Genomic DNA, 18,484 nt, shown 5'->3' with positions numbered 1-18,484 from the left:
CGGGGATTTTTTCAGGGATATGCGTTGCATCGTTAAAGAGGAAAGATGGGGACGTTTCCATGATCAAGACCAGGTTATTCGCGGTTTCCGCCTTATCGCTTGCCGTACTCGCCGGGTGCGGCGGTTCTTCCAGCAGTGATTCCATTCCGCCGGTGGTGGAGCCGGTGCCGTTCTCCTTTGTTGAAGCCACGGTAAGCAGCCTGCATACCTCTCTGGAAACGGGTGGCGTGACTTGCGAGGAAGTGGTTCAGGGCTACATCGATCGTATCCATGCTTATGACGACGATGGTACCGCGACCGAACTGCGCAGCGTCGTTAACATTAACCCGGACGCCTTGTTCGAAGCCCGGGAAAAGGATTTGAACTTCGAGGTCACTGGCATTGATGGACCGCTCTATTGCGTGCCGGTGCTGCCAAAGGACAACTTCAACACCAAGCAGATGCCGACCACGGGTGGTGCGATCGCCTTCCAGTACAACCGGCCCCTGGAAGACGCCTACACCGTCCGTCGCCTGCGCGAAGCTGGTGCCATCATCATCGGCAAGGCCAACATGGATGAGTTCGCGTTCGGCTACACGGGCGCCAGCTCGGTTCGCGGGTTGGTCAAGAACGCCTATGACCAGAGCAAGGGCGCGGGTGGTTCATCCAGCGGCACCGGCTCCGCCATTGCCGCCAGTCTGGCGATGATGGGTACCGGCAGTGACACCGGCGGCTCCATCCGGGTGCCCTCCAGTCTGGGGGGCTTGGTGGGCATTCGCCCATCGCTGAAGCTGGTGAGCCAGGATGGCATCATGCCGCTGGCGTCCTGGCAAGATACCGGTGGCCCCATGTGCCGCACGGTGGAAGATTGCGCCTTGATGATGGACGCCATGGTTGGCTTCGATGAATCACCCCACGCCAATCAGCGCATCAGCTTTGAGATCGACGCGCCCCTGATGACCAGTGAGGAGGAGTACAAAAGCATTACCGGTGTTCCGGACACCTATACGGATTATCTGGACGCCAATGGCCTGAATGGCGCTCGTATCGGTGTGGTGCGGGACTTGTTCGGCGAGAACGAAACCGTCAACGCGGTGATGGAAGAGGCGTTGGCCGCCATGGAAGCCGCCGGTGCCACGCTGGAGGATGTTACCGTCGATGATCTTGGCGCCATACTGGGCGACTACTCCTCCATGTCCAGTTATGAGTTCCAGCATGATCTGGTCGCGTACCTGAACAGCTGGGTCAACGTCATGGATGGCCACATCCAGACCTACCAGGGGTTGCTCGACAGCGGTGGTTATCTGCCGAACTATCAGGGTAGCCTGGAGTATCGCGGCACCATTGACCTGAACAATCTCACCCCGGAACAACAGGCGGTGTACACCAAGAACACGGTGGAACGCCCGGTATTCGTGCGCGAGCGGCTGATGCGGGCGCTGGATAACGTGGACGCCGCCGGCAATAGCCTGGGCCAGCCTTACGATGTGCTGCTGTACCCGACCATGACCGGTCTGGCCGGTGATCTCGGGGGCAGCCCCAGTGCTGGCAGCAACAACCGGCTAAGCCCGTTTTCCCAGTTCCCGGCGCTGACGTTGCCCGCCGGCATGGCCACCAATCTGGATCCGGCACAACCCATCGGCATGGAGATGCTGGGGCGGGAGTACGCCGAGCCGACCCTGATCAAAATCGCCTATGGCTACCAGGAATTGGTGCACCCGCGGCAACCGCCGACATCCACGCCAGAGCTTTAACCATGGCTTTTCCCGGGAGATTTCCGGGACAGGGGCACCTTGGGGTGCCCTTTTTTATGATTCATCGCGGTTTAGAGGAAAACGGCCCGCCCCTCCATCAGGGACAGCGGAGCCGTGTCAGGCCTTTGCGGGAACGTCGTGAAGCAGGTTCCCGCAAAGGCCTGACACGGCTCCGCTTCGAGGTGACCGGTGAATACGGATGCCCTCCGTGCAGACCCGTGCCTTCGATGGAGACCCACATTACTGGTAATCCGCGATGACCCTTTTTTATGAGCGCCCCCATGCCGGCCATGCTTAGGCCGTCGCGGAAGCCGGGCCGGGAATCGCGCCTGGATGGCGCCGTGGTCAGTGAATCATCTATTGCCAGTTAATATATAAAAATATAAATTAAAGAAAATGAAAGTGAGAGTGCCCATGAGCCATCCCATGCCCGACCTCAATATGGATCAGCTGCGTGACAACGCGGCGGCAGCGGGACGCCTGTTGAAGGCGCTGGCCAATCCGGACCGGTTGCTGCTGCTCTGTCAGCTTTGTCAGGGGGAGCGCAATGTGGGGGAGTTGGAAGGCGCGGTGGGGGTACCGCAACCCTCTCTGTCCCAGCAACTCGGCGTACTACGCCGGGAGGGGCTGGTGGCGACCCGGCGCGAAGGCAAACAGATTTACTACCGCATCGCCAGTGACGAAGCACTGGCGGTGATCGAAACCCTGTATCGGTTGTTCTGTGAGGAGACACGCCGATGAACATTGAGTGGAGCCTGTTCACACCCTGGAGCGCCCTGGCCGGAGGGGTGTTGATCGGCCTGGCCGCGGCCTTGCTGATCCTGGCCAACGGCCGTATCGCCGGCATCAGCGGATTGCTGGGTGGACTGCTGGACGGCATGTTTGCCGGATCGGCGCAAGCCGGTGACGAAGGGCGCGGTGAAGCGGCCCTGTTCTTGCTCGGGCTGCTGGCCGCGCCGCTGTTGTGGCAACTGTTCGCCACGGTACCGGAAAGCCATTTCAGCGGCTCGCCGATAACCTTGGTGGTGGCGGGGCTGTTGGTGGGCGTCGGGACCCGCTATGGCTCCGGCTGCACCAGTGGTCACGGTGTCTGCGGCCTGTCGCGGCTATCGCCGCGTTCGCTGATCGCCACGCTGTGTTTCATGGGGGCCGGCTTCGTGACCGTCCATGTGGTCCGTCATCTGCTGGGAGTCGCGGTATGAACAAGCTGACGGCGTTACTCGCGGGCCTGTTGTTCGGTCTTGGATTGATTCTGTCCGGTATGACCGACCCGGCCAAAGTGTTGGGCTTTCTTGATCTGGCCGGTGCCTGGGACCCCTCCCTGGCGCTGGTGATGGTGGGCGCCATTGCCGCGGCCGTGGTGCCGATGGCCCTGGCTCGCCGCCGTTCCCGGGCCTGGTTGGGCGGTGCCATGCGGTTGCCCTCCCGGCGTGATATTGACCGCCGCCTGATCGGCGGCAGTCTGGTATTCGGGGTTGGCTGGGGGTTGGCGGGTATTTGCCCTGGCCCGGCCCTGACACTGCTGCCGCTGGGTTATTGGCAGGGCATTGTATTCGTGGTGGCGATGGTCGTCGGCATGGTGCTGTTCCGTGTTATGGAATCACGAGGTCGTGGTTGATGCTTCCGTTGGCGCCAACCATGCCAACAGGCAGGCCGCCACCGCCAGACCCAGGCCGAGCCCGACCACGCCGTTCCACTGGTAATGCTGGTAAATCCAGGCGGAGGCCAGCGAGCCGCCGGCGCCGCCAAGAAAATACACGAACATGTAGCCGGAATTGAGGCGGTTACGGGCCGACTCGTCCAGCGCGTAGATCACGTTCATGTTGCTGATGTGCACCGCCTGGATCGCCAGATCCAATATCACGATACCGATGATCAGGGCGATCAGACTCTCTTCACTGAAGCCCATCACCACCCACGATAGCGCCAGCATCAACACGCCGCCCAATGTGGTCCAGCGGGCATGGCCGCGATCGGCCAGGCTGCCCGCCTTGCGCGCGGACAAGGCGCCCACCGCCCCGGCCAGCCCGAACAGGCCAATGGTGGCGTCGGAGAAGTGCCAGGGCTCGGAGGAAAGTAGAAACGCCGCCGAGGTCCAGAACACACTGAACATGGCGAAGGTCAGAAAGCCCAAGGCGGAACGGGTCCGGTACAGGCGATGGCGGGCGAACAACTGGCCGATGGACAGCAGTAAACGGCCATAGGAAAGCCCGGCCGATTGTCGGTGAGTGGGCAGTAGCCGCCACAGCGCCAGGGCATTTATGAACATCAGTGCCGAGGCCACCCAGTAGACGGTGCGCCAATCGCCGAGGGTGGACAAGGCGCCGGCCACGGTCCGGGCCAGCAGAATCCCCAGCAGCAGACCGCTCATTACCGTGCCCACCACCTTGCCGCGTACCCCCGGCGCCGCGAGAGTGGCGGCGAAAGGCACCAGCACCTGAGCCACCACGGTGAAGGCGCCGGTGATGGCGGTGCCCACCAGCAGCATGGTCAGTGTCGAGGCATTGGCACTGATCAACAGGCCGCCGGCGGCCAGCGTGATCATGGTGACGATCAGCCGGCGCCGCTCGAACATGTCGCCCAGGGGCACCAGCAGCAGCAAACCGGCCGCATAGCCAGCCTGGGCGGCGGTGACGATGATGCCGGCACCGGAATAGGACAACGACAGCTCATCGGCGATGGTGTGCAGCAGCGGCTGGGCATAGTAGTTGCTGGCCACCGCTAACCCGGTGGTGACGGTCATCAGCATAAGCAGCATGGGAGTGAGCCCGGGTGCCGTATCGTGCTGGCGGTCTGTGTTCATGGCCTCTCCTGGCGGATTTTCCTGGCGGGCTGGAGATCAATAGTTGACTGAGCGGCGCAGTGTCGGCCAATCGCCGCCATGTGACAAATGCATTAATATCATCCCAGCTATCTATAAAAGAGATGCCCCAGGGAGCGGACCATGAAACTGCGCCAGATCGAGTATGTGCTGGCGGTGGCGGAGGAAGGCAGTTTCACCGCCGCCGCCCGCCGCTGTCATATTGTGCAATCGGCACTGAGCCATCAGGTGGCGCAGCTCGAACAGCAGTTGGGGACCATCCTGTTTGAGCGTAACTCCCGATCCTTGCGACTTACTCCCGCCGGCGAGGCGTTCGTGGAGAGCGGCCGGCGGGCTTTGGATGCGGTGCGCCGTATCGAAGACGAGGTGGCCGCGCGCAGCGGTGAAGTCCGCGGCCGGCTTTCTCTTGGAACCATTTCCACACTGACCGAACCGGACGTGATCGGACTGACGGCCCAATTTCATCGCCGCTATCCCCATGTGGACATCGAGATGAGCATGGACGGCAGCGAACGGATGATCGACCGCATGCACGAGCACAGCCTGGACCTGGCCTTCGTCGGTCTCTGGCCCGGTGTGGTGATTGAACGGCTGGAAAGCGCTGATCTGTGCGAAGAAGAGTTGGTGGCACTGCTGCCTAAAGAGCACCCACTGACCCGGTGCCGGCGGGTCCGCCTGGAGCAGTTGACCGAATGGCCGATGGCGGATTTTGGTGAGGGAACCGGAGCCCGCCAGCAATCAGAGGAAGCGTTCGCCGCCGCCGGTCTGCGATATGCGGTCCGATTCGAGGTGAGCACCATTTCACTGCTGGTGGATATCGTCCGCCGTGGCCTGGCGATCGGCCTGATTCCGGCCAGTCTGGCCCCCCGCCTTGCCGGTGTCTGTACGCGACCGGTGCGGGAAGCCCCGCGCCGGGTGGTGCGGGCGGTGTGGCATCCCAATCCGACACCGGCGACGCGGGCCTTTCTGGCGTTGCTCGATCTTTAATTCTTGACCTGTTTCTCCATCATGTCGGCCTGGATGATCTCGATCCAATAGCCGTCGGGATCACGGATAAAGCCCAGGCCTTTCATTTTGCCGTCGTCCGGTTTCTTGACGAAATCCACGCCGAGTTTTTCCAAACGCTCGCAGGCGGCGTAGACGTCCGGCACGGTGACGCCGATGTGGCCGAAGCCACGCGGGTCTTCATTGCCGTTGTGGTAAGCGAAATCGGTGTCTTTCTCCGTGCCCCAGTTATGCGTCAGTTCCAGCATCGCTTCACGGCCGAAAGTGTAGGTCAGCCGCGCGGCATCGTCCTCGGGTACCCGACGTTCCTCATCCGGTGCCAGATAGCCCAGGAAGTAGAGGCTGAATTGCATCTCCGGGAAGTCCAGTTTGCGCACCAAGCGCATACCCAGGACGCGGGTGTAGAAGTCCAGGCTGCGCTCGGGATCCTTGACTCGCAGCATGGTCTGATTGAACAGATAATCGTTGGTTTCCGCGTCCGGCTGTTGGCACAGGCCGGGAGCGGACTCGAAATGGCGGGGCATATCGCGCTCTCCAATAAAACGGCTCTCCAGCACATGGGGTTGAGCGCCGCTTTTACAACTCCTCACGGACAAAATCCGCTGAATCGCGCAGACTGCGGTCAGGATACAACGGGGATCGGGCCATGCAGCAGCTTTTGATCGGCGGTACGGAACAGGGACGAATTGCACTCAACGGGGCCATGGCGAATCGCCATGGATTGATCGCCGGCGCCACCGGTACCGGTAAAACCGTGACCCTGCAGGTGCTGGCGGAGGGCTTTTCACGTCTCGGTGTGCCGGTGTTCACCGCCGACGTGAAAGGAGACTTGTCCGGTATCGCGGTGGCCGGCAAGAGCAATGACAAGATCCAGGAGCGGGTTCAGCGCATCGGTATCACGGACTGGGCCGCCCAGGCCTGCCCGACCCGGCTTTGGGATCTGTATGGTCGTACCGGTCAAGCGGTTCGCACCACCGTGGCCGACATGGGACCGGCGCTGTTGAGCAACCTGCTGGAGCTCAACGAGGTACAAAGCGGTGTGCTCCACATCGCCTTCGACTACGCCGACAGCGAGGACCTGCCGCTGCTGGACCTGAAGGACATGGAGAGCCTGCTGAACTGGATGGTGGAGCAGCGCAAACCATTGTCCGAGCGCTATGGCACGCTGTCCTCGCAGAGTCTCGGCGCTATTTTGCGCCGGCTGCTGGTACTGAAGAGCCAGGGCGGTGATGTGTTCTTCGGCGAGCCGGCGCTGGATATCATGGATCTGATACAGCAGCGGAACGGACACGGCGTGGTCAATCTGCTGGATGGTCGCGAGCTGATTCTGCAGCCCCGTTTGTACACCACCTTCCTGCTCTGGCTACTGGCGGAGCTGTTCGAAAGGCTGCCGGAACGTGGCGACCAGCCTCTGCCGTTGCTGGTGTTTTTCTTTGATGAAGCCCATCTGTTGTTCGACAGCGCACCGAAAGCGTTATTGGAAAAGCTTGAACAGACGGTCAGGCTGATCCGCTCCAAGGGCGTTGGTATTTACTTCGTCACCCAATCGCCGTCGGATATCCCCGACAGTGTGCTGGGACAGCTCGGCAACCGGGTGCAGCATGCCCTGCGGGCCTACACGCCCAAGGATCAGAAAGCGGTAAAAGTGGCGGCCCAGACTTTCCGCGCCAACCCGGATCTGGACACCGCCCGGGTGATCACCGAACTGGGCGTTGGCGAAGCGCTGGTCAGTGTGCTCGACGACCAGGGTATTCCGACGCCGGTGGAGCGCACCCTGGTGGCGCCGCCGCGCGGCCGTATCGGGCCGGCCGACGAGGATGCCTTGGCGCAACTGAAAGCGGCGTCGCCGTTGGCCGCCAAATACGATCAGGCGGAGGATCGGGACTCCGCCCACGAGCGTCTGCAGGCCCGCCGACAGCAGCGGAAGGAAGCGGAACAGGCGAAGCCGGAGCCGGAGAAAAAAGCCAGCATGAAGCGTGCATCACGCCGGCAAAGCGCCGGCGAGGCGTTCACCAAAAGTCTGTTGAGAACCCTGGCCACGCAATTGGGCCGGGTATTGGTGCGAGTATTGGAGCGGTTTCTGAAGGGGCGTTGAAGCGGTGCGGATCGCGGTCGGCAGATCCCTGTTGTTCCATAGGCTTGGAATGATCCGCCGATTCGCTGCCAAAGCAGCTCCCACAGCGGCTTCGTAATCGCTTTTGTGGGAAGCTGCTTTAGCAGCGAATGGTGTGTTAGCGTGATGCGTATCGGTGCGCTGTCCTGGAACTTTGGACACCAACGATCCATGGCCCGCGATATTTCAGTGCTGGTGGCCGCCCGGACCATGAACATGGCGGTGGGCGATTTCCTCGGCGCTGGCGTCGCGGATATCCTTGATCGAGAGCTGAAAGCGCAAGGCGCGGCCCGCCAGTGGATGGTTGGCATCCACGTCCACGGTTTTCAGGCCCACTTTCACCACGGTAACCAGGCGCGGGCCCTGTTCGGTTTGCAGCCGCACCACTTTGCCGGGTTTCAGCTTGCCGGCGTGCTTGAAGTGCTTGGCCGGCAGGCGTTGCCGCAGGCTGTCGTCACGTTCGCCGTAGGCATCCCCGGCTTCCAGGGTCACTTCCACATCCTCGCCGACGTCCTTGCCCTCCAGCGCGGCCTCAAGGCCGGGCAGAATGTTGCCGGCACCGTGCAGATACAACAGGGGCGCATCTTCGGCGCTGCGTTCCAGTTCGCTGCCATCCGCACCATCGAGCAGGGTGTAGTGCAGGGTAACGACCTTGTCTTTATTGATCGGCATGGACCAGTCCTCGAAAACGAAGGCGCTATTATGCTTGTCCTTCCGAGGGGACGGAAGCGCTCCGCGGCGGCGTGGTGTCCGGTGCCAAGCCCAGCGCCGAGCGGTCCTCCCCGTGGGCGGCGCGGTGCAACAGCACCAGGGATTGCCGGTACCACAGACGGCGGCCGCCGGGACGCCATTTGAAGCGTTTGTACGTCCATTGATACTGGGTCGGCTTGCGGCTGATGCAGCGGGCCAGATGCCGATTCAAGGCGGACAGAATGGCGTCGTCGTCCTCGGCGTTTTCAATGTCCGGCGCCGGTTCGAAATGCACCTGGATATCCCGCACCCCGCCGTCGCCACGGTAGCAGGACACCACGAAAATATGAGGCCGGAAGCGGCGCACCAGTTTTCCCACCAGCGCCGGAGTGGGTACCGGGTGGCCGAAGAACGGCGCATAGGGATTGGCGCGGCTGCCGGGGTTATGGTCGGCCAGCAACGCCAGAGTACCGCCGGCGCGCATGGTGGCCAGCCCTTCCTTGACCCCCTGGCTGTTGGTGGGCACCAGCCGGCAGCCGGTACGTTCGCGTGCCAGCTTCACCACTTCGTCCAGCAGTGTGGCCGGATGCGGCTGGTACATCACCGTGGTGTCGCCTTTCTGCCCCAGATACAGATTGATGTTTTCCCAACTGCCCTGGTGCAGCGACAACAGCAGCACCGGCCGTTCGCTGGCGGTGGCCTCGAGAAAAGCGGCTTCGCCATGGATATGGGAGAAGCGCGCCAGTGTTTCCTCCACCGGCCGGCTCCAGACATGGGCGAACTCAGTCAGGGTGCGGCCCAGCTCGCACACGCTTTGCCGGGCGATCCGGCGCGCCTCGGACAGGGGCATGTCCGGATACGCCGCCAACACATTGATCAGAGCAACCCGGTAAGCACTGGCATAACGTAATGGCACCCGGGTCATCAATCCCGCCAGAAACGCCCCCAAGCCTGTCGCCACGGGTAACGGCAGCCACGCAAACAGACGCATCAGCCACCAGAGACGCCGCCCCCGTTGCCGTGGTGTCATGTTCCGCTTTCTCCTTGGATCTCGCTGCCTCCGCGTGCGAAGGCTGAATTCTTGTGGTCCCGGGTCCGGAGTCAAGGTGTGCCGGCGGGGGCCGTCCATGAGCACATTCTACATGAGCCGCGGATCAGACCCATGGTCGACCCGCGCTTAGTCCCGCAAAACAGGGTCAATGGCGGCAACGGTGTCGCGCAAGGGCAGGGTCACGGTTTCGCCATGGGCTGGAACGCGGAATTGTCCGGCGGGAATGCCCCGGGTTGCAAGGGCATGGGTGAGCAGTCGCGGCGGTTCGTCCATCGGCTCGTCGGTGAGTACGAAGGTGCCCCAGTGCATGGCCAGGGAATGGCGCGCGTGCAGATCCTGGTGAATGCGCACGGCTTCCTCCGGATTGATATGCACCGGCGCCATGAACCAGCGAGGCAGATAGGCGCCGATCGGTAACAACGCCGTGTCCACCGGTCCCATCGCTTTGTGGATGTCCTGAAAGACCGGAGCGTAACCGGTATCGCCAGCGAAAAACAGACTGAACTCCGGCCACTGCAGGCGCCAGCCGCACCACAGGGTGGTGTTGCGATCACGGGGGCCACGGCCGCTGAAATGCTGGGTCGGCAGGCAGAACGCCTGAGCGTCATGCCAGTCCGCGTGCTGCCACCAGCCCCGCTCGACCACCTCGGTGATGCCCCGGCGGCGCAGCCAGGCGCCCACTCCGGTGGGGGCGAACCAGGTGATCTGATCGCCAAAGCGCCGTTGCAGTGCGTCCACCGCCGCCCGGTCCAGATGGTCGTAATGATTGTGAGAAACCAGCACCGCGTGGATGGGGGGGAGTGCGTCGATGGTCAGTGCCGGCGGAACGGCACGCTTGGGGCCGGCGAAGGAGACGGGTGAGCAGCGCTCGGAGAACACCGGGTCGGTGAGCAGATTCCAGTTCTGGTATTGGATCAGATAGGTGCTGTGGCCAATCCAGGTGAAACGCGGCCGAGGTGCCGGCCGGGCCAGCAACGCCGGGTCCGGTTGCTGTAATGGGAATGGCAGATGGGACGGGAAGCGGCCACGGGTTTCCCTTTGCCAACGCAGAAACGCCGCCAGTCCGTGATCGGGGGTCGGATAAAGATTGCGGAAGCGTCCGCGAGGACGGGCATCGCGCCGTGCCCAGTGCTCCAGCAGAGACCAGTCAATCATTACCGGCATTGTCCGGATTGCAGGCCCGCCACCGCTTTTTCCACCGCGTCGAGATCAGGAATCACCGCCAGATCGCCTCCCATTTGCACGTTCATCGCCGCCGCCGGACCGATCTCCCCCGGTTCCTCCCGGGGGGCGCCGGGTGTCACCCGCAGCAATCTTGGTATCCCTTGTACCACCATGGCGTAGAAACGGCACGCCCCGGATACCGAATGAAGGATGGCGATACGCGCTTGTGGCCCGATATGAACGGGGCCGGACTCATTCAGCTTCTCGAAGGACAGCAGCGGCAACTCCTGTTCGCGCCAGTGCATCCAGCCAAGCAGCCACTCCGGGCCATGGCCGGGGCGGTCCGGGTGGCGCAGCGGGATCACTTCCGCCACCACCATATTGGGGATCAGCCAGGGACGTTCCGCCATGGGAATCAGCAGACCGGCGATATCGTCGGGGAGTGCGTCGGCATGGCGATCATCGGACATAGTATTATCCGACACGGTTTTATCGAACATGGTCTTCTCCTTGCAAGGGCCGGGGTCACCGGCCTGGTGCCGGGGCCGATAATTCCCGGCGTACCTGTTCCACCAACTGGCCGGCCAGTTGTTCCGGACTGCCGCTATAGCTGACACAGCCGGTATCCCGCACCGAGTCCGGCTGGCTGCTGGCGGCGCAGGTGTCCGTTGACTGGGCCCAGACCAGGGTGCCGGCAGCCGCCAGGCGCGGCGCGGCGATGGCACCGTCGTTGCCCATGCCGGAAAACAGAATGGCGCCGGCGCAGTGACCGATGCCCTCCAGTACATGGGTCATCAACTGGTCGATGCTGGGGGCATAAGGGCCTTCCCAACGGTGGCCGGTGGTGATGACCCGGCCATCGGAATGAAAACGGATGGCGTGTTCCACCGGCGCCAATAACACCTCGCCGTGACACAGACGGCTGCCGCCCGCACCGATCCGGCAGCGGATCGACGGGTTCCGGTCCAGGACCTGACGGAGCGTGCCAAGAAAGCCGGGATCGATGTGTTGAGCCAGAACAAAGGCCACCGGCAGATGTTCCGGTAACGAGTCAAGAAAACGTTTCACCGCCGCCGGCCCTCCCAGGCTGGCGCCCAGCACCCAGACCCTTCGCGGACGGCCCTGATCGTCCCGCGGCAGGTCACGGAATTCCCGGGGCTCCGGGATTGGCGCGCGGGTGTCCGGGGGCAGACTTTGCAGGCGTTCCCGCAGCGCCGGTGGGCCCACATAGTCCAGCAGTTTGCTCAGCAGACGCCGCTCCCAGCGCGGATAATGGGCGGCGTTACGCGGCGGAGCCTGGCCATCGCAGAACAGCAACGGCGCGCGGGCGCCTTCCAGCAAGTGGTCAAGGAAGTGCTGCCAGCGATCTTCCCGGGACAGGTCCACCACCCACAGATCCAGGCCGCTGTCATCAAGCCAGTGGGCCGCCAGGTTCTCCGGGTCGGTGCTGATCACCACCTGATAACCCTGGCCGCGAATCGCCGTGGACAGCAAGTGACCTTGCAGGGTGTCATCGGCGATCACGCCGATGCGGGCCGCCGGTGGCGTCATCCCACGCTCTCCCGGCTTTCCTCCAGCAATTCGCCGAGGGTGGTGAGCAGCTCACCTTCCTGGAAGGGTTTCCCCATGTAGCCGTTGACGCCGATATCGAAAGCCCGGTCACGGTGTTTCTCGCCGGTTCTGGAAGTGATCATGATGATGGGCACCCGCGCCAGCCGCGCATCATGACGGACATGGGACGCCACCTCGAAGCCATCCATGCGTGGCATTTCAATGTCCAGCAGCATGGCGTCCGGCGTGTGATCCTCCAATTTGGCGATGGCGTCCAGACCATCCTTGGCGGTGATGACCCGATAACCCTGGCGTTCCAGCAAGCGTCCGGTGACCTTGCGCACCGTCACCGAATCGTCCACCACCATTACCAGCGGCGCCTGCTCGCGAGCGGTATCGCGCTGGTCCGCCGGGGCGGTCAGCGGTGCCGGTTGGCGCAGTTGGGCGGCGCGGATCAGGGAGTGGATGTCGAGGATCACCACCACGGAACCGTCACCGAGAATGGTGGCGCCGCTGATACCGGCCACGCTGGTGAGCTGGGGCCCGAGGGATTTCACCACCACCTCGCGGGAACCCACCAGGTTGTCCACCACCAGGGCCACGGCGTGGTCGGAACCGCGGATCAACAGCAACGGCAACGGCTGGCTCTGCACATCCGGATGCGGCATCGGCAGATCATGGACGAAACGGCCCAGGTAATGCAGGTCGTAGTCCTGGCCGGCGTAGCGGTACACCAGATTCTGATTTTCCACATAATCGAGTAATTCGAACGGGCTGACCCGCACAATGCCTTCGATCTGGTTGAGCGGAATGGCGTAAGTGTCGTCGTTGGCCCGCACCATCAAGGCCCGGTTCACCGCCAGGGTGAAAGGCAGACGCACCACGAAACGGGTGCCCTGCCCCCGGCGCGACTCAATGTGCACGGTGCCGCCGAGTTGTTTGATTTCGCTGGCCACCACATCCATGCCGACGCCCCGGCCCGAGAGTTGGGTGACCTGGCTGGCGGTGGAGAAGCCGGCGTGGAAAATGAACTGATGCACGTCCTGGTCGCCGGGATTGGCGTCGGCGGCCACCAGACCCCGCTCCACGGCCTTGGCGCGTACCGCCTCGGTATTGATGCCGCCGCCGTCGTCGGCCAGGGTCAGCACCACCTCGCCGCCTTCGCGGGTCAGCTCCAGGCGTACCTGACCGGTCTCGTTCTTGCTGGCCGCACGCCGCTCCCGTGGTGACTCGATGCCGTGATCGATGGCGTTGCGCAGCATGTGTTCCAGAGGGGCCACCATGCGTTCCATCAAAGTGCGGTCCAGCTCGCCTTCCGGGTTGATCACCTCGAAGTCGACTTTCTTGCCGACCTCGCCGGAAACCTGGCGGATGATGCGGCGCAGGCGCGGCACCAGCCGGGAGAACGGCACCATGCGCGTGCGCATCAGCTTCTCCTGCAGCTCGGTATTGATACGCTGTTGCTGCAGCAGCAGGGTCTCGCTGTCGCGGGTCCGTTCCAGCAGCGTGTTTTTCAGATCCAGTAAGTCCGAGGCGGATTCGGAAAGCTGTTTGGTGATCTGGTGCAGTTCGGAATACTGATCCATCTCCAGAGGGTCGAAGCGGGCGTCGAACTCACCCCGGTCCACGCCCTGTTGATAATTGGAGAGAATCTGGGCTTCGGTCTCCGCGTCCAGCCGCCGCAATTGTTCGTACAGCCGGGTAACGGTGGCGCCAATCTCCGACACATGGGAGACGAAGTCGTTGAGGCTCTGTTCCACCCGGCCCCGGTTGATGGAGGTTTCCCCGGCCAGATTCACCAGCGCCTCAAGTACTTCGGCGCTCACCCGTACCATTTCCTGGGGCGCCGCCGGCGCGGTGGCGGGCGGTTCGGCGGCGGTGCCGGGTTCCGGGAGGGTGTCCGGTGCGCGGGTGTCCGCCGGTTGCCCGCGCAGTTGTCCGCGTTGCTGATTGATCGCGTCCAGCCAGCCAAGCATGGTGAGGAAGTCGTCTTCTTCCGGCGCCCGGCGTTGACTGTCCAGTCGTTCCAGGAACTGCTCGAAATCGTGGCTCAAGTCGCCAAGGGGCACCACCCCGGCCAGCCGCGCGCCGCCCTTGAGGGTGTGCAGAGCGCGCTTGAGCTGGTCGTTGAGCTGGCGGTCTTCCGGCTGATCCCGCCAGGCGGTCAGGGTGACTTCGATGGTCTCGCCCAGCTCCTCCGATTCCTCCAGAAAAATATCGAGAATATCGGGATCGATACCGCCGGTATCGCGGTTGTCGCCCGGCGGCGTGGTGGGTTGGTCCGCGGGGACTTGGGGGCTGATCTCCGGGGCGGGACTCGCGAGGCGGAAAGCGGATGGATCGGTCAGGTAGTCGTGGATGGCCTGAAGCAAATCCCGGGCCGGGGCAAGGGCCCGCCGGGCGGTGACCTGGTCAATCATCTCCGCCACGCGGTCGTGGCAGCGATGCAGCAGATCGAAAACCGCCGGCCGCCGCTCCACGCGGCCAAGAGCGAGGCGCTCGTAGAGCGTTTCCATCTCATGGCCCAGATCACCCAGCTCGCGGAGTTCGGCCATGCGCGCCCCGCCTTTGAGGGTGTGCAGGTCCCGCTGCAGGGCCTGCACCAGCAGAATGTTTTCTGGCTCCGCGATCCACTGTTCCAGGCTTTCGGTGCAACTGTGGAGAATGTCCTCCGCCTCTTCCAGAAAGATGCCGACCAATTCCGCGTCTCGTTCCACCACGGCCGGTCGCGCCGCCGGTTCCGGTGGCGCTTCCCTCACCGCCGGCTGCTTCTTGGCTCCCGTCTCGACCGGCGGGGTCCAGGGCGTATCGGCCAGTGCCAACATCTCCTCGAGAATGGTGTCCGTGGACGGCAATGAGCCGGAGCGCAGCTGGTCGATCATATCGGCCAGGCGGTGATGGGCTCTTTGCAGAATATCGAACACCGAGGGCGTGGGGGCCGCCGTTTCCGGTGATGCCAGACGGCGATACAGGCGGGCCAGGGAGCCGGCCAGGTTCGCCAGCGCGGGGACCTCGGCCTTGCCGGCGCTGGTGGCCAGTTCGGTGAATTCCTGGTCCAGTTGATCTAGGCTGGCCGGTTGCCCCAATTGCCAGGTGGCAAGATGTTCGTTGGCGCGCAGCAGGATCTCCTCGGCCTGCCGCAAAAGCCCGGCATTCTGTTCCGAGGCCGGTATCGTCGCTGCCTGCGGGGCCGGGCTCCCTGCCCGCCGGGTTTCGGTCAAATCACGCAGGCCGTCCACTAACCCCAGCTCGGCGCGGACGGTCTGGCCGGCGGCCAGACAATCGAGCATGTTGATCAGCGCGTCATGCCCCTCGTTAAGCTGTGCAAGCAGCTCCGGATGGAAGATCAGACGGCCCTGAGTGATGGTAGCGTAGGTGTTGGCCAGGGCCAGGGCGAGCCCTTCGATTTCCTCCAGGCCGGCCTTGCGGGCACCTTGCGCCAGATTCTGCAGGTCATCACGTAACCGGGCCAACGGTCGGATCTGTTCGGGATCGGTGGACCAGGCCTGTAACAGTGTGTCCGCATCCATCACCAGGTCCATGCTGTCGGACAACAGCATGGACAGTACCTGGGCGTTATTGTCGTGATGGTCGCCGCGAATCTGGTGGCGGGCGTCGTCCAGGGCGTTCAACAAAGATCCGGCATCGGGTAAAGAGGCATCGCCCTGTGTGGCCAACCGCCGCAGGGTGTCACCCAGTTGCTGGTGGCTGTCGCGGATCAGCGCCACCTGATCGCGGCTGGCGCGCAGACCGGCGGCGATCAGCTCCTTCACCAGCTTTTCACCCGCCTCCGCCAGTTCCGCCATGGCAGTCAATTCGGCCATGCGCGCGCTGCCTTTCAGAGTGTGCAAGGCGCGATGGACGCGGTCATCCAGGTCCTGCTCGCTGAGTTCCGGGTCCAGCGCATCCAGCCATTGCGCCAGCAGCGCGAGGTTGCGCTCGGCCTCGCGGAGGAAAATATCCAGCAGCACGGGATCGGGCTGGTCCACGGAAGCATCGGGCAATATCAGACTGTCCAGGTCATCCAGCGTGTCGTCCGATGTCTCCGCCGGATCCATCTTCGCGTTGCCGGTGAGGGCCTGGTAGTCCTCATCACTGAGTGTGACGGAGGGCCTGGTGCCGGCTTTCCGCGCCTCTTCTTTCCCCTGGGCGCCACCCGCTGAAGGCACCTGATCCAGGCTGCCGCCGTCAGCAAGAATGCCGGCGGCCTCGATCAGTGGGGTCACGTCCACCGGATCCGGTTGGCGTTGGGCGAAAGCGCCGACCAGATCGGGGATCAGAGCGTGAACCTCGCGCACCAGACCAATCAGTGTGGCGTCGGCGCTGATGCTGTGATCAATGACCCGGTTCATCATATTCTCGATGGCCCAGGCCAGTTCACCCACGGTGGTGGCGCCGACCATGCGGCCGGAGCCTTTCAGGGTGTGGAAGGCGCGGCGGAACTCCACCAGAGCGGTTTCATCGCCGGTATTGGCGGCCCAGCGGGGAAAGTACTGGTCCAGCGCCTCGATGACTTCGTCCGCTTCCTCGACAAAAATCTCGACGATTTCGTCATCCACCAGATCATCGTCGTCGGCGTAGGGTGGTTCCGGCGCCGCTTCCGTTGTGCTCGACGGCGGCTCCGCGTGGTTTTCCTCGGGCTGGAGCGGATAACCCAGGGCGGCGATGCTGCGATGCGCCACTTCGAGAACATCGTCGCCGGTATGCGGGTCGTCGCTGAGACGTTCCAGGTAGTATTCCACCGAGCTCATGGCGTCGGCGAGAGTATCCATGCTTTGCCAGTCCGGGGCCTGCTCATCGTCCAACAGCCGTTCCCGAATGAAACGGGCGCATTGGCGAAGTACCAGGGCCGGGCGCTGCAGTTGCACCATCTCCAGGCCGCCACGGACGGTCTGCAGGCGGTCTGGTACGGATTGCAAATGCGCGCGATCCCAATGCGAGGCGATGAATTCCACCACTCCGTCCTTGGCTTCTTCCAGGCCCGCCCGGCATTCTCGCAGCGCCGCTTCCATGGCCTGGCCGATATGATCAGGCAGCGGTGAAGCGTTGGTGCTTTCAAGAGTATTCCCGGCGGGGCGGCGCGGGTTGTTGCCGCCAAAGCCGGCGAGCGTCGCTTCCACGTACAACAGAGCACCGGCCACATCCATCAGCCGCTCCCGTTGCGGCGGCTGACGACGTTCGGCGATGTCGTCCAGGACCCGCCGTTGTTCATCCACCAGTACCCGGGGCTGGCCCAGACCGAGCATGGCGATGGTGTCGGACACTTGTTTCAGCGTGCCGACCAGGGGGGCCAGGTCGGCGGGATCCGAGCGGGGGGCATGAACGAACCGCTCCAGGTGATCCTTGACCTTGGTGATCTCCTCGGACAAAGCGGTCACCACCGAATGCAGGGTCGCGGCATCGGGGCCATTGAGGCGGGCCCGTTCCTCGTTGACCAGTGCTTCCGGGGGGAGAGCCTCCCGCAGACGAAAGCGCCGCCGGATGGCATCGATGGCCGGTGTCGCGCGCTCCGCCCGGGCCACGTAATAAAGCAGGTTCTTGATCAACTCCGTTGGCGCCGGGCGTTCCAGACTGTCGGCGCCGTCGGCGGCCAGCTCACGCAGGGTGCGATCCAGCTGGCCGAGCATCTGTTTGGCCGAGGAGCCCAGTGGAATAACGTCTTCCTCCAGTCCTTCCACCATGGCATCGGCGATCCCCCATAATGGGGCCCGGGCGGCGTCACCGCTGATTTGCCGGAGCTTCTCCAACACCCGGCGCAGATAGCCGAGATTACGCTTCACCTGGTCGCCGCGCATGATGCCCACCAGGGCTACCTGAAACGTCTGCCGCATCTTGCGGATCAACTGCGGGAAACGGGCGTCGTTGCGGATGCTCTCGTCAATGCGACCGTCGCCCCGGGCATGGCTCAGATCGGGTTTGAACAGCGCGGTTTCGGACAACAGTGGTTCGCCGCGCGCGGCGCGCAGGTCGTTCAAGAGTGGCAGCAACACGACCGGTAGATCCCGGCGGTTACTGGCCACCCGATCCAGATAGGGGGGCAACTGCAGGATCGCGCGCATCAACAGCTCCAGGCTTTCCGCTTCCTGGTCAATACGCCGATCAAGCAGGGCCCGGGCCAGCTTTTCCATTTCCTCGGCGAGCAGCGCGGCGCCGTAGAACTCCACCATTTGCAAGGTCCCATGGACCTGATGCAGATGGGTCTGGCAGAACCGCATGCGTGTCGAGTCGCCCGGGTTCTCCACATAGGCTTCCAACGCTTCGCGGGCCTGATCCAGTGTTTCCTGGATTTCGCCACGCACCCAGTCGAGAGCCAGATAGTCGTGATGGTCGCTCATTTGATGATCCCCCCGGAGCTG

The 18,484-nt window shown here is 63.4% G+C and carries 14 protein-coding genes; 6 read left to right on the top strand and 8 right to left on the bottom strand.

The features are described from left to right. Positions 1–59 precede the first annotated feature (59 nt). The 4 genes from A6D6_RS00520 to A6D6_RS00505 all read left to right on the top strand — a co-directional run bounded on the left by A6D6_RS00520 (position 60) and on the right by A6D6_RS00505 (position 3,351). The gene (locus tag A6D6_RS00520; RefSeq protein ID WP_133491177.1) at positions 60–1,733 is read left to right on the top strand and encodes an amidase; all 1,674 of its coding nucleotides are present in this window, start codon (positions 60–62) and stop codon (positions 1,731–1,733) included. A gap of 414 nt (positions 1,734–2,147) precedes the next feature. Beyond that, the gene (locus tag A6D6_RS00515) at positions 2,148–2,474 is read left to right on the top strand and encodes an ArsR/SmtB family transcription factor (protein WP_133491178.1); all 327 of its coding nucleotides are present in this window, start codon (positions 2,148–2,150) and stop codon (positions 2,472–2,474) included. Further along, positions 2,471–2,935: a YeeE/YedE family protein gene (locus A6D6_RS00510; RefSeq protein WP_159659637.1), complete on the top strand. Its 465-nt coding sequence runs from the start codon at positions 2,471–2,473 to the stop codon at positions 2,933–2,935. Before A6D6_RS00515 ends, A6D6_RS00510 begins: the two co-directional genes overlap by 4 nt. Further along, positions 2,932–3,351, top strand: coding sequence for a DUF6691 family protein (locus tag A6D6_RS00505; RefSeq protein WP_159659636.1), 420 nt, complete (start codon positions 2,932–2,934; stop codon positions 3,349–3,351). The genes A6D6_RS00510 and A6D6_RS00505 overlap by 4 nt, the downstream gene beginning before the upstream one ends. Here the strand turns inward: A6D6_RS00505 and A6D6_RS00500 are convergent. Next, the gene (locus A6D6_RS00500; protein WP_159659635.1) at positions 3,334–4,536 is read right to left on the bottom strand and encodes an MFS transporter; all 1,203 of its coding nucleotides are present in this window, start codon (positions 4,534–4,536) and stop codon (positions 3,334–3,336) included. The genes A6D6_RS00505 and A6D6_RS00500 overlap by 18 nt on opposite strands. 141 nt (positions 4,537–4,677) lie before the next feature. On the opposite strand from A6D6_RS00500, the gene A6D6_RS00495 reads away from it, so the two are divergent. Further along, positions 4,678–5,541, top strand: a complete 864-nt coding sequence (locus A6D6_RS00495) for a LysR family transcriptional regulator (protein WP_133491182.1) — start codon at positions 4,678–4,680, stop codon at positions 5,539–5,541. Here A6D6_RS00495 and gloA read toward each other — a convergent pair. Next, positions 5,538–6,083, bottom strand: coding sequence for a lactoylglutathione lyase (gloA, locus tag A6D6_RS00490; protein ID WP_133491183.1), 546 nt, complete (start codon positions 6,081–6,083; stop codon positions 5,538–5,540). The genes A6D6_RS00495 and gloA overlap by 4 nt on opposite strands. Positions 6,084–6,205: 122 nt before the next feature. Between gloA and A6D6_RS00485 the strand changes: the two genes are divergently transcribed. After that, positions 6,206–7,654, top strand: coding sequence for a helicase HerA-like domain-containing protein (locus A6D6_RS00485; protein ID WP_159659634.1), 1,449 nt, complete (start codon positions 6,206–6,208; stop codon positions 7,652–7,654). Between the two features lie 204 nt (positions 7,655–7,858). Here the strand turns inward: A6D6_RS00485 and A6D6_RS00480 are convergent, their stop codons facing one another. The 6 genes from A6D6_RS00480 to A6D6_RS00455 all read right to left on the bottom strand — a co-directional run bounded on the left by A6D6_RS00480 (position 7,859) and on the right by A6D6_RS00455 (position 18,463). After that, a complete protein-coding gene (locus A6D6_RS00480) occupies positions 7,859–8,344 on the bottom strand; it encodes an FKBP-type peptidyl-prolyl cis-trans isomerase (protein WP_133491185.1) in 486 nt (161 codons plus the stop codon). A gap of 28 nt (positions 8,345–8,372) precedes the next feature. After that, positions 8,373–9,392, bottom strand: coding sequence for a lysophospholipid acyltransferase family protein (locus A6D6_RS00475; protein WP_133491186.1), 1,020 nt, complete (start codon positions 9,390–9,392; stop codon positions 8,373–8,375). Positions 9,393–9,539: 147 nt separating this feature from the next. After that, positions 9,540–10,568, bottom strand: coding sequence for an MBL fold metallo-hydrolase (locus tag A6D6_RS00470; RefSeq protein WP_159659633.1), 1,029 nt, complete (start codon positions 10,566–10,568; stop codon positions 9,540–9,542). Next, a complete protein-coding gene (locus tag A6D6_RS00465) occupies positions 10,568–11,077 on the bottom strand; it encodes a chemotaxis protein CheW (RefSeq protein ID WP_133491188.1) in 510 nt (169 codons plus the stop codon). Before A6D6_RS00465 ends, A6D6_RS00470 begins: the two co-directional genes overlap by 1 nt. Before the next feature lie 25 nt (positions 11,078–11,102). Next, on the bottom strand, positions 11,103–12,128 hold the full coding sequence (locus tag A6D6_RS00460; protein ID WP_133491189.1) for a chemotaxis protein CheB: 1,026 nt from the start codon (positions 12,126–12,128) through the stop codon (positions 11,103–11,105). Continuing rightward, positions 12,125–18,463, bottom strand: coding sequence for an Hpt domain-containing protein (locus A6D6_RS00455; RefSeq protein WP_159659632.1), 6,339 nt, complete (start codon positions 18,461–18,463; stop codon positions 12,125–12,127). Before A6D6_RS00455 ends, A6D6_RS00460 begins: the two co-directional genes overlap by 4 nt. Positions 18,464–18,484: the final 21 nt, after the last annotated feature.

It is taken from the genome of Alcanivorax xiamenensis (genome assembly GCF_009846745.1).
Lineage (GTDB): Bacteria > Pseudomonadota > Gammaproteobacteria > Pseudomonadales > Alcanivoracaceae > Alloalcanivorax > Alloalcanivorax xiamenensis.
Note: the sequence above shows the minus strand (reverse complement) of the source record. Positions and strands in the feature narration are given on the sequence as shown.

Coding starts and splice junctions, on each gene's coding strand:
- A6D6_RS00520 (WP_133491177.1), top strand. CDS start 60: ATGATCAAGACCAGGTTATTCGCGGTTTCCGCCTTATCGCTTGCCGTA.
- A6D6_RS00515 (WP_133491178.1), top strand. CDS start 2,148: ATGAGCCATCCCATGCCCGACCTCAATATGGATCAGCTGCGTGACAAC.
- A6D6_RS00510 (WP_159659637.1), top strand. CDS start 2,471: ATGAACATTGAGTGGAGCCTGTTCACACCCTGGAGCGCCCTGGCCGGA.
- A6D6_RS00505 (WP_159659636.1), top strand. CDS start 2,932: ATGAACAAGCTGACGGCGTTACTCGCGGGCCTGTTGTTCGGTCTTGGA.
- A6D6_RS00500 (WP_159659635.1), bottom strand. CDS start 4,536: ATGAACACAGACCGCCAGCACGATACGGCACCCGGGCTCACTCCCATG.
- A6D6_RS00495 (WP_133491182.1), top strand. CDS start 4,678: ATGAAACTGCGCCAGATCGAGTATGTGCTGGCGGTGGCGGAGGAAGGC.
- gloA (WP_133491183.1), bottom strand. CDS start 6,083: ATGCCCCGCCATTTCGAGTCCGCTCCCGGCCTGTGCCAACAGCCGGAC.
- A6D6_RS00485 (WP_159659634.1), top strand. CDS start 6,206: ATGCAGCAGCTTTTGATCGGCGGTACGGAACAGGGACGAATTGCACTC.
- A6D6_RS00480 (WP_133491185.1), bottom strand. CDS start 8,344: ATGCCGATCAATAAAGACAAGGTCGTTACCCTGCACTACACCCTGCTC.
- A6D6_RS00475 (WP_133491186.1), bottom strand. CDS start 9,392: ATGACACCACGGCAACGGGGGCGGCGTCTCTGGTGGCTGATGCGTCTG.
- A6D6_RS00470 (WP_159659633.1), bottom strand. CDS start 10,568: ATGATTGACTGGTCTCTGCTGGAGCACTGGGCACGGCGCGATGCCCGT.
- A6D6_RS00465 (WP_133491188.1), bottom strand. CDS start 11,077: ATGTTCGATAAAACCGTGTCGGATAATACTATGTCCGATGATCGCCAT.
- A6D6_RS00460 (WP_133491189.1), bottom strand. CDS start 12,128: ATGACGCCACCGGCGGCCCGCATCGGCGTGATCGCCGATGACACCCTG.
- A6D6_RS00455 (WP_159659632.1), bottom strand. CDS start 18,463: ATGAGCGACCATCACGACTATCTGGCTCTCGACTGGGTGCGTGGCGAA.